Raw genomic sequence first — 11,341 nt, 5'->3', positions numbered from 1 at the left:
GGTGATCAGGTGCGCTGGAACCGCGATGGCGCGCTCGACTACCTCGGGCGTCTGGATCAGCAGGTCAAACTGCGCGGTTTTCGCGTCGAGCCGCAAGAGATCGAAGCGCGCTTGCTGGCCCAGCCTGAGGTGGCGCAGGCGGCGGTATTGATTCGCGACACCCAGGCCGGGCCGCAACTGATCGGCTACTACACGGCGCTCGACGGGGCGCTGCCCGAGGCCGAACACAGCGCGCAACTTAAAGCCGCACTGGCCGCCGAACTGCCGGATTACATGGTCCCCGCGCAGTTGTTGCGTCTTGAACGCATGCCCCTGAGCCCGAGTGGCAAGCTTGATCGACGGGCCTTGCCGGAGCCGGTGTGGCACGTGCGTGAGCACGTCGAGCCTCAGACTGAACTGCAACAACGCATCGCCGCAATCTGGCGCGAAGTGCTGGGGCAGGCCCGAATTGGCCTCAATGACGACTTCTTCGCCCTGGGCGGGCACTCGCTGCTGGCTACACAAATCGTTGCCCGCGTGCGTCAGGCTTGTGACGTTGAACTGGCCTTGCGAATCCTGTTTGAAGCCAGTGAGCTGGGCGCATTTGTCGAGCAGGTAGAGCGAATCCAGGCCAGCGGCCAGCGCAACACGCAACGGCCGATTCAGTTGGCGGATCGCAGCCAGCCGGTGGCGCTGTCGTACTCTCAGCAGCGCATGTGGTTCCTCTGGCACATGGAGCCCGACAGCCCGGCCTACAACGTTGGCGGCATGGCGCGTTTGACCGGGTTGCTGGACGTCGGGCGATTCGAGGCGGCATTGCAAGCGTTACTGCTGCGCCACGAAACACTGCGCACCACGTTCCCCAGCGTCAATGGCGTGCCTTGCCAACAGGTACACCGCGACACGCGCCTGAGCCTGGGCTGGCTGGACCTCAGCGCCCTGGACGGCACTGCCCGTGAGCAGCGTTTGCAGGCCCTGGCCGACAACGAGGCGCATCAGCCGTTTGATCTGGAGCGCGGGCCGTTACTGCGCGCCCACATGGTCAAGGCCGCCGCCCGCGAGCACTACTTTGTCCTGACCTTGCATCACATCGTCACTGAAGGCTGGGCGATGGATATTTTTGCCCGCGAACTGGGCGAGTTGTACGAAGCGTTTGTGGATGATCGCGCCTCGCCGTTGCTGCCGCTGGCCGTGCAATACCTCGACTACAGCGTGTGGCAACGCCAGTGGCTGGAGTCGGGCGAGCGTCAGCGCCAGCTTGATTACTGGACCGCCAAACTCGGCACCGAGCATCCGCTGCTCGAACTGCCCGGCGACCGGCCTCGGCCTGCGGTGCAGAGCCATCAGGGCGGGTTGTACCGCTTTGACCTCAGCGACGAGTTGGCCGCGAAACTGCGAGGGTTCAATGCCGAACACGGCCTGACCCTGTTCATGACCATGACCGCCACCCTGGCGCTGCTGCTCTACCGCTACAGCGGCCAGACCGACCTGCGCATCGGCGCGCCGGTGGCCAACCGCATCCGCCCGGAAAGCGAAGGGCTGATCGGGGCTTTTCTTAACACCCAGGTACTGCGCTGCGAACTGGATGGCCACATGCGCGTGGCTGAACTGCTGGAGCAGGTGCGCCAGACCGTCATCGAAGGCCAGTCGCATCAGGACTTGCCGTTTGATCATCTGGTCGAAGCCCTGCAACCCCCGCGCAGCGCCGCTTACAACCCGCTGTTTCAAGTGATGTGCAACGTGCAGCGCTGGGAGTTCCAGCAAAGCCGGACACTGGCAGGCATGACAGTGGAGTTTTTGCCCAACGATGCGCGGGCGACCAAGTTCGACCTCAACCTGGAAGTCACTGACCTCGACCACCGCTTGGGCTGCTGCCTGACCTACAGCACTGATTTGTTTGATGAGCCGCGCATCGCCAGCATGGCCGAGCACTGGCGTAATCTGCTGCACGCGCTGCTGGCCGACCCGCAACAACGGCTGAGCGAGTTGCCGCTGTTGGATGGCGCTGCACAACAGCGCTTGCTGGACGGGCTGACACCGGCGGCGGGTACGCAGCGTCTCGATCGCTACGTGCATGTTCTGTTTGCGGAGCAAGCCCGAATGCGTCCTGCGGCCATCGCCTTGATCTTCGCCGGGCAGCACTTGAGCTACGCCGAACTTGAAGGCCGCGCTAATCAACTGGCCTGGAAGCTGCGCGAGCTGGGCGTAGGCCCGCAGGTGCGGGTGGGGCTGGCACTGGAACGTTCGCTGGACATGGTCGTCGGCCTGCTGGCGATCCTCAAGGCGGGCGGCGCCTACGTGCCGCTCGACCCGGAATACCCGCTGGAACGCTTGCAGTACATGATCGAAGACAGCGGCATCAGCGTGTTGTTGAGCCATCGCAGCCTGTTTGCCGCGCTGGGTGAATTGCCCTCAAGCGTCGTGCGCTGGAGTCTCGAAGACGACGGCCCGCAACTGGCCGCGTACCCGTCCAGCGCACTGCCGTTTATCAATTTGCCACAGCATCAGGCGTATTTGATCTACACCTCGGGCTCCACCGGCCAGCCCAAGGGCGTGGTGGTGTCCCACGGCGAAATCGCCATGCATTGCCAGGCGGTGATTGAGCGGTTTGGCATGCGTGCGGATGACTGTGAACTGCACTTTTATTCGATCAACTTCGACGCTGCCACCGAGCGTTTGCTGGTGCCGCTGCTCAGTGGTGCGCGGCTGGTACTGCGGGCGCAAGGGCAGTGGGACGCCGAAGCGATCTGCCAACTGATCCGTGAGCAACAGGTCAGTATTCTGGGTTTCACCCCCAGCTACGGCAGCCAATTGGCCCAGTGGCTGGCCAGCCGCGGGCAGACATTGCCGGTGCGCATGTGCATCACCGGCGGCGAAGCATTGACCGGCGAGCACTTGCAGCGTATCCGTGCGGCCTTGCAGCCGAGCGTGTTTTTCAATGCCTACGGCCCGACCGAAACCGTGGTCATGCCGCTGGCCAGCCTGGCACCTGAACAGCTGGCCGATGGCGCCGCCACTGTGCCAATCGGTGAGGTCATCGGTGCGCGGGTGGCCTACATTCTCGACAGCCATCTGGCGCTGGTGCCCCAAGGCGCCACCGGCGAACTGTATATCGGCGGCGCAGGGCTGGCGCAGGGGTATCACCAGCGTCCCGGGCTGACGGCCGAACGCTTTGTGTCAGACCCGTTTGCGCGCAATGGCGGGCGCTTGTACCGCACCGGCGACTTGGTGCGCCAACGCGCTGACGGTCTGGTGGAATACCTGGGGCGGGTTGATCATCAGGTCAAAATCCGGGGTTTCCGCATTGAGCTGGGCGAGATCGAAAGCCACTTGCTCGGGCATCCGGCGGTACGTGAAGCCGTAGTGCTGGCGCTGGACATGCCGGGTGGCAAGCAACTGGCGGCCTGGCTGGTGTGTGATGAACAGGCTGAGGCGGGTGCGTTGCGCGAAGCGCTCAAGGCCCGGCTCAAGGCGCAACTGCCGGATTACATGGTGCCCGCGCACCTGATGCTGCTGGACAGTATGCCGCTGACCGCCAACGGCAAACTCGACCGCCGCGCCTTGCCAGCGCCCGATGTTGAGCTCAATCGCCAGCATTACGTGGCCCCGCGCAATGCGCTGCAAGCCAGTTTGGCCAAGGTGTGGGGCGAGGTGCTGAACCTTGAGCATGTCGGTCTCAATGACAACTTTTTCGAACTGGGCGGTGACTCGATCCTGTCGATTCAAGTGGTCAGCCGCGCCCGGCAATTGGGGATTCACTTCAGCCCCCGTGACCTGTTCCAGCATCAAACCGTGCAAGCTTTGGCGAGCGTTGCGACCCAGTCCGAGCAACTGACCGCCGAGCAGGGCGTACTCACTGGCGAATCGGCACTGACGCCGATTCAGCAGTGGTTCTTTGATACCGACATGCCGCAACGCGGGCACTGGAACCAGTGCGTGCTGCTGCAACCTGCCGAACCTCTTGAGCCTGCCTTGCTGGAGCGGGCGCTGCTGGCCCTGGTGATGCATCACGACGCTTTGCGCCTGAGCTTTGAGCAACGCAACGGGCAATGGCAGGCGCAGTACCTGGGCGCTGCACAGCAACCGTTGCTTTGGCGAGCCAGCGTGGCAGACCTGCGAGACTGCGCCGGGCTGTTTAACGACGCGCAACGCAGCCTCGATCTGCACGCAGGGCCGCTGCTGCGCGCGGTACTGGTCGATGGCCCGCACGGGGAGCAACGCCTGTTGCTGGCGGTCCACCATTTGGCGGTCGACGGGGTGTCCTGGCGGGTCTTGCTGGAAGACTTACAGGCGCTGTATCGCCAGCAGCCACTGCCCGCGAAAACCAGCGCATTCAGGGCGTGGGCCAATCGTTTACACGCCTATGCCAGCAGTGATTCGCTGCGTGAAGAGCTGGGCCTGTGGCAAGAGCACCTCAAGGGGCCAGCGGTGGAGCTACCGGGCGTTAACCGCCATGGCGGGCGGCAACATCTGCACGGGCAAACGCTCAGTGTGCGGCTGGACGAGGCGCGCACCCGGCAACTGCTGCAACAGGTGCCCAGCGCCTATCGCACGCAGATCAACGATGTGCTGCTGACCGCGCTGGCGCGGGTGATCTGTCGCTGGACCGGCCAACCGTCGACCCTGGTGCAACTTGAAGGTCACGGCCGCGAAACCCTGTTCGATGACATCGACTTGAGCCGCACCGTGGGCTGGTTTACCAGCGCTTATCCGCGGCGCCTGACGCCGAGCAGCCACCTGGGGCAGAGCGCTTCGATCAAGGCCATCAAAGAGCAACTGCGACACGTCCCGCACAAAGGCCTGGGTTACGGCGTGTTGCGCTACCTGAGCGACCCGGTAACGGGGCAAGCCCTGGCCGCGTTGCCCGAGGCACCGATCACCTTTAACTACCTTGGCCAGTTTGACCAGAGCTTTGCCAGCGATGCGCTGTTCCGTCCGCTGGACGAGCCGACGGGCATCGCCCACGACCCGCAGGCTCCATTGCCCAACGAGTTGAGCATCGACAGCCAGGTGTATGGCGGCGAGTTGGTTTTGCGTTGGACTTTCAGCGCCGAGCGCTATCAGCCCCAAGCCATTGAAGCGCTGGCCCAGGATTACCTCGCGGAGCTTGAAAGCCTGATTGCCCACTGCCTGAGCAGCGATGCGGGCGGCTTGACGCCATCGGACTTCCCGCTGGCCAAACTCACCCAGGCACAGCTCGACAGCTTGCCGGTGGCGGCAGGCCTGATTGAAGACGTGTACCCCATGACTCCGATGCAAGAGGGCATGTTGCTGCACACCTTGCTCGAACCGGGCACCGGGCTGTACTACATGCAGGACCGCTACCGGATTGACAGCGCCCTCGACCCGCAACGTTTCGCCCTGGCCTGGCAGTCAGTGGTGGCGCGGCATGAGGCCTTGCGCGCGTCGTTCTGCTGGAACGCGGGCGAAGGCATGCTGCAAATCATCCATCGTCCCGGCAACACCGAAGTTGATTACCTCGACTGGAGCCGCGAGCCGCAAGACAGCCATGAAGAGCGTCTGCAGGCGCTGCTCAAGCGCGAGCGCGAAGCCGGTTTTGATCTGCTCAATCAGGCGCCATTCCACCTGCGCCTGATACGTGTGGGTGAGGCGCGATACTGGTTCATGATGAGCAATCACCACATCCTCATCGATGCCTGGTGCCGTTCGCTGCTGATGAGCGACTTTTTTGAAATCTACAGTGCGCTTGGCGAAGGTCGCGCCCCGCAACTGACCACGCCACCGCGCTATCGCGAGTACATCAGTTGGCTGCAACAGCAGGACCTGCAGCAGGCCAACGCTTGGTGGCAGCGCAACCTGCAAGGCTTTGAACGGACCACTTACATCCCCACCGACCGGCCTTTGCTGCGCGAGCATGCGGGCGCTAGCGGCGGCATGCTGGTGGGCGACTGCTACACCCGGCTTGAGGTCAAAGATGGCGTGCGGTTGCGTGAACTGGCGCAGCAGCACCAATTGACCATCAACACCTTTGCCCAGGCGGCATGGGCGTTGGTGCTGCGACGCTTAATCGGTGAGCGCGACGTGGTGTTTGGCGTTACCGTGGCCGGGCGCCCGGTGCAACTGCCGCAAATGCAGCAGACGGTCGGGCTGTTTATCAACAGCGTGGCCCTGCGTGTGCAGATGCCTGAAGACGGTCAGGCGCTGAGCGTTCGGCAATGGCTGAGCGCCTTGCTCGAACACAATATGGAGTTGCGCGAGTACGAGTACTTGCCGCTGGTGACGATTCAGGAGCGCAGCGAACTGCCCAAAGGCCAGCCGCTGTTCGACAGCCTGTTTGTGTTCGAGAACGCGCCGGTCGATATGTCGGTGCTGGACCGGGCCCAGAGCCTGAACGCCACCTCGGACTCAGGTCGTACCCATACCAACTTCCCGCTCACCGCCGTGTGCTACCCCGGCGATGACCTGGGCTTGCACCTGTCTTACGACCAGCGCTTTTTTGAGCGCAGCAGCGTTGAGCGCCTGCTCAGTGAGTTCAAGCGCTTGTTGCTGGCCTTGATGGACGGCGTCAATGGCGACATGGCCGACTTGCCTTTGCTGGGCGAGGCTGAGCAGCAATTCCTTATAGAGGGCTGCAACCGAAGCCAGCGCGAGTACCCGTTGCAGCACAGCTATGCTGAACTGTTCGAAGCCCAAGTGGCAGCGCATCCGCAGCGCATCGCGGCCGGTTGCCTGGAGCAGCAGTGGAGTTACCACGAACTGAACCAGCGCAGTAACCGCCTGGGCCATGCCTTGATCGCAGGCGGTGTGCGTATGGATCAACCGGTGGCGCTGCTGGCGGAGCGCGGGCTGGACTTGCTGGGCATGATCATCGGCAGCTTCAAGGCCGGTGCGGGCTATTTGCCGCTGGATCCGGCGCTGCCAGGGCCGCGTCTGAGCCGCATTTTGGAGCTAAGCCGCACGCCGCTGCTGGTTTGCACCCAGGCCTGTCGCGAGCAGGCGCAAGCCTTGCTCGATGAGTCAGGTTGCGCCGTGCGTCCACGGTTACTGGTATGGGAAGACGTGCAAGCCGGGACGTGGACGGATCACAACCCGCAGGTCTACAGCGGCCCGGACAACCTCGCCTACGTCATCTACACCTCGGGTTCCACCGGGTTGCCCAAAGGCGTGATGGTTGAGCAACGCGGCATGCTCAACAACCAGTTGAGCAAATTGCCGTACCTGCAACTGAGCAAGGCGGATGTGATTGCGCAGACCGCCTCGCAAAGCTTCGATATTTCGGTGTGGCAGTTCCTCGCGGCCCCCTTGTTCGGTGCGCGGGTCGAGATCGTTCCGAACACCATCGCCCACGACCCGCAAGCCCTGCTGGCGCAGGTCAATGGCCAAGGCATAAGCGTGCTGGAAAGCGTGCCGTCGCTGATCCAAGGGATGCTGGCCGAGGCCCCTGTTGAACTGAAGGGTTTACGCTGGATGCTCCCCACCGGCGAGGCCATGCCGCCAGAACTGGCGCAGCAATGGCTGTTGCGTTACCCCGAGATTGGCCTGGTCAATGCCTATGGCCCGGCCGAATGTTCGGATGACGTGGCGTTCTTCCGCGTTGATCATGGGGCGACTCAAGGCAGCTACTTGCCGATTGGCACGCCGACCGACAACAACCGTCTGTACCTGCTCGACGACGCGCTGCAACTGGTCGCACTCGGCGCGGTGGGTGAGTTGTGCGTGGCAGGCACCGGCGTGGGCCGGGGTTATGTCAGCGACCCGCTGCGCACCGCGCTGGCCTTTGTGCCGAACCCGTTCGGTGCTCCGGGTGAGCGTTTGTACCGCACTGGCGACCTGGCGCGGCGGCGCAGCGACGGGGTGCTGGAGTACGTCGGGCGCATCGACCATCAAGTGAAAATTCGCGGTTATCGGATCGAACTGGGGGAAATCGAAGCGCGCCTGCACGAGCAACCAGAGCTGCGTGATGCGGCGGTCAGCGTGCAGGAAGGGCCCAATGGCAAATACCTGGTCGGCTATCTGGTGGCCGCGCAAACGGCCCTTGGCCTGAGCGAGCGGCTGGACCGGGTCAAACAGCGCCTGCGCGCTGAACTGCCGGACTACATGGTGCCGCTGCATTGGTTGTGGCTGGAGCGATTGCCCCTCAACGCCAACGGCAAACTCGACCGCAAGGCGCTGCCGGCGGTAGACATCGGCCAGTTGCAGCGTGAGGACTACCTGGCGCCACGCACAGAACTGGAACACACCTTGGCAGGCATCTGGAGTGAAGTCCTGGGCGTCGAGCGGGTAGGGGTCAACGACAACTTCTTCGAGCTGGGCGGCCACTCCTTGCTGGCGACACAAATCGCCTCGCGGGTACAGAAAGTACTGCAACGCAACGTGCCGTTACGGGCGATGTTTGAATGCAGTTGCGTGGCCGAGTTGGCGGTGTACATCGAAGGGCTGGAAAGCAGCGAAATCAACGATGAAAAAGTCGACCGCCTGAGCGACCTGATGGCCGAACTCGAAGGGCTGTAACAACACCCCCTGTAGGAGCCGGGCTTGCCTCGCGATCTGTTGATCTTAACCATCAACAGATCGCAGCCTGCGGCAGCTCCAGGGTGAACTGCACGTTACGAGTTGTTCGCTTCTCGCTACGCTTGGCATCTCGACAGCAAGCCAATGGAATTGTGCATGGAACACACTCATTACAGTGGCGGATGCGTTTGTGGCTCGATCCGTTATAAAGCCTTGGGCTCTGCAGAAAACGCTCATACCTGCTCATGCAAAACTTGTCAGCGGCATACAGGCTCACCGACCGTCGTGTGGGTTGAGTTTGCGCAAGAACGGGTCAAGTGGGTAGGGGCCGGGGGGGCTCCTTCGGTCTTCAGAACCTCGGATTACTCCAGCAGGGCCTTTTGCCCAACGTGCGGAAGCTCGATTGGCGCAATCGATGATGAGCCGACGATTGCATTGCTGATTGGCGGTTTTGATGACAATAACGGCGCCGAGCTGGCGCCGTTGTACCACTCGTTTGAGGACATCCGACCACGCTGGTGGTGTTTGACGCCATTAACCCCGTAGTCGCTGTCGAGGTACGAGGCTGCGATAGTTACTTGGGCCCCAAAATCTGCACCAGCTTGTCTGGCGACGGCGCACCTTGCTGTTGTTGCAGGTTGCCTTGGTCGTCCAGGTAGAAAATTGCCGGGGTTGCCGACAGTTCCAGGTCGTTCATGAGCTGGGCGTTGGCATCGAGCTTGGCCTGTACGTCAGCCGGGATTTTGCTCAAAGCCTTGAGGGTGCTGGCCTTGCCGGCTTTTTCGTGTGCCTGCAGGGCTTGCTGCGGGTCTTTGGCGGACAGCAGGGCGGCAGACTTGCCCGGGCTGTCTTCGCGGATAATGCCCACCATGATGTGGCGTAATTGCACTTTGCCTGAATCGACCCACGGGCGGGCCTGTTCCCAGAACATGTTGCAGTACGGGCAGTTCGGGTCGCTGAACAGGTAAACGGTGCGCGGCGCATCCTTTTTACCGTCCTGGATCCAGTTGCTCTTCTCCATGTTGGCCCAGACCTCTTTAGCCATCGGCGCATAGACCAGCTTTTGCAGCGGCGCCAGGCTCAGGTCTTTGCCGTCGGCGTCATACAGGTTGCCGACCAGCACATTGCCGTCAGCGGTCAGGTACAAGGCCATGCCACGGTTCTGGTACTGCGCGGCATAGCCTTTCAAACCGCTGGGCGCATCAAAGCTGCCGACGATTTTCGCGCCCTTGGCTTCGATTTTCTTGATGGCTGGAGGCAGTTCTTCAGCTTGTAGCACAGGCGACTGCAGCAGGGCAGCGCCAAACAGAGAGGTCAGGCTAAGGGTTAACAGTTTGCGGTTAAGCATGTTTGCGTATTCCTTGCAGGGTCGACCTGTTGGGCCGACTTTGAATGTTCTTTGGTAAAGCCTTGCATGGCCTGCGCCAGGCTGGCATCGGACAATTCGCCCAAATGGCTGCGCAGCAAACGCCCGTCAGCGCTGTAGAAGAGCGTAGTCGGTAGCGCCATGGAGCCGACCTTCTGGGCCAGTTGCCCGCTGCTGTCGAACAAGATGTTGCTCAGGCTCAGACCCTGGGTTTCGAGGAACGTACTGACGCTCTGCATGCTTTCGCCCTGATTGACGAATAAAAACGTCACATCTTGATGCTGTTTTTGCGCGTTCTGCAGCACCGGCATTTCCCGGCGGCACGGCGGGCACCACGTGGCCCACAAGTTGATGACCAGCGGGCCGCCCTGGTAACTGCTCAGTTGCACCGATTCGCCATTGGCTGTGCGCAAGGTCAGTTCAGGCAGGCGCGAACCCTGCTCATAGAGGCTGGAAGACAGGCTGGCCAAAATCCAGAAGGTCAGGCCAGTACTCAACCCCCAGGCCAATGGGCGGCGCAAGCCCGCACGGCGCCAACCCCAGAGCACCGCACCCGCCACCACGGCCACCAGGCCGGGCCAGACCATAAACCCGCCGTCACGCAAATCGAGCATTTTCAACGGGCTGTTCTGGAAGTGCGGCCAGAAGGCGAGTACAAAACCGATACGCGCCACGAGCAAGCCCAGCAAAAACAGGGCAAACAACACTGACTCAGGGTTCTCGCCGCCACGTTTGGCCACCCGCCAACCGACCAGTGTCGCCAGGGCGAGGGCCAGGATCAGCAGCAGGTGGTTAATTGCCAAGGCAAACGAACCGATGGTCAGGGTGAGCATTTATGGGGTTTCCCGAGTGGCATTCCAGTTTTTCAAAAAAGTCTCGGCGTTTACTTCGCCGGTGATCCGCTGCCCACGACGCTCAACCCCATTGGGCCCTATCCAGACAAAACTGGGCGGGCCGGGTACCTGGTAACGGCTGAGCAATTCGCGGCTGGCGACATTATCGGCAGTCACATCAAGACGCAACAGTCGCACGCCCTGCAAAGCCGATTGCACCTCAGGTTTGGCGAACACCTGTTTTTCCATGACTTTGCACGACACGCACCAGTCGGCGTAGTAGTCGAGCAACACCCATTGCCCCTCGGCCTTGGCGCTGGCCAGTTCACGGTCGAGGCTGGCAGGGTCGTTGAGGGTAATGAAGTCGCCGTGGTCATTGCTGACCGTAGTGCCGATCACGGTTTTAGCGGTGTACACCTGCAACGGTTGACCCAGGTCGGTGCCGCCCCCGGCGGCCCCTATCAGCATCAAACCACCCCAAATCCCGGCCAGCAGGCTCAAGGGGTTAAACAGCGGCTTGGCGCGGGCGAAGTGTTGCGCTTGTTGCCACAGGCTGCTGGCAAAAATAATCAGCAACACGCCCCACAACCCCAGCCACAGGGTTTCACTGACCACCGGGCGCAGCAACAACAGGGCCGTAGCGAGGAACAGGAAACCAAACAGCCCTTTGGTCAGATCCATCCAGGCGCCC

Annotated in this window: 5 protein-coding genes; 2 read left to right on the top strand and 3 right to left on the bottom strand. The window is 62.1% G+C overall.

Features of this window, described 5'->3' with window-relative positions:
- Both GHO41_RS26760 and GHO41_RS26755 read left to right on the top strand, forming a co-directional pair.
- On the top strand, positions 1-8,451 hold an 8,451-nt coding region (locus GHO41_RS26760), incomplete at its 5' end, for a non-ribosomal peptide synthase/polyketide synthase (protein ID WP_153435111.1).
- Positions 8,452-8,595: 144 nt separating this feature from the next.
- Positions 8,596-8,997, top strand: coding sequence for a GFA family protein (locus tag GHO41_RS26755; RefSeq protein ID WP_305977948.1), 402 nt, complete (start codon positions 8,596-8,598; stop codon positions 8,995-8,997).
- Positions 8,998-9,025: 28 nt separating this feature from the next.
- Here the strand turns inward: GHO41_RS26755 and dsbG are convergent, their stop codons facing one another.
- The 3 genes from dsbG to GHO41_RS26740 form a co-directional block, all read right to left on the bottom strand.
- Positions 9,026-9,799: a thiol:disulfide interchange protein DsbG gene (dsbG, locus tag GHO41_RS26750; protein WP_153435110.1), complete on the bottom strand. Its 774-nt coding sequence runs from the start codon at positions 9,797-9,799 to the stop codon at positions 9,026-9,028.
- Positions 9,778-10,650 (bottom strand): TlpA disulfide reductase family protein, encoded by an 873-nt coding sequence (locus tag GHO41_RS26745; RefSeq protein WP_048368849.1) that lies wholly within the window; start codon positions 10,648-10,650, stop codon positions 9,778-9,780. The genes dsbG and GHO41_RS26745 overlap by 22 nt, the downstream gene beginning before the upstream one ends.
- Positions 10,651-11,341 (bottom strand): thioredoxin family protein (locus GHO41_RS26740; protein WP_153435109.1); only part of this gene is annotated, 691 nt, incomplete at its 5' end. It abuts the gene before it with no gap.

This window comes from Pseudomonas sp. FSL R10-0399, from assembly GCF_009600165.1.
GTDB classification, from domain to species: Bacteria; Pseudomonadota; Gammaproteobacteria; order Pseudomonadales; family Pseudomonadaceae; genus Aquipseudomonas; species Aquipseudomonas helleri.
This window is presented reverse-complemented; position numbering and strand designations above follow the sequence as displayed.